The following is a 413-nucleotide window of genomic DNA, read 5'->3' on the forward strand; positions in this document are numbered from 1 at the left end:
GCCTCAGTCTGCTGATCCAGCCGGATGGCCGTCGCTTGCAATTCAGCTATGACGTCGCGGGCCGGCTGACCCAGGTGCGCGAACAGGGGCAAGTGCGGCTGTCCATGGCCTATGACCCCTATGGCCGCCTGATCGCGCGCCAGCTGCTGGGGGCCACCCTGCGTTTTACCTATGACGAAGCCGGCCGCCTGGCACAGCTGATCAACGAAAACGGTGCCTGCGCCCGCTTCCAGTACGACCTGCTGGATCAACTGATTGAAGAAACCGGCTTTGATGGTCGAGTCCGACGCTATCGCTACAACGCCGCCGGCGAATTGATCGCGCTCGACGATAACGGCCAATGCAGCCAGTTCCGCTATGATCCGGCAGGCCGACTGATCGAACGCCAACTCCCCGCCACCGAAGTCTGCCCG

Annotated in this window: 1 pseudogene; it reads left to right on the forward strand. The window is 63.0% G+C overall.

Annotated features, from left to right (window positions below):
• Positions 1 to 413 (forward strand): annotated as a pseudogene (locus tag PZA18_RS24320) (hypothetical protein); the annotation flags it as partial.

This window comes from Parachitinimonas caeni, assembly GCF_030129945.1.
Taxonomy (GTDB): Bacteria; Pseudomonadota; Gammaproteobacteria; order Burkholderiales; family Chitinimonadaceae; genus Parachitinimonas; species Parachitinimonas caeni.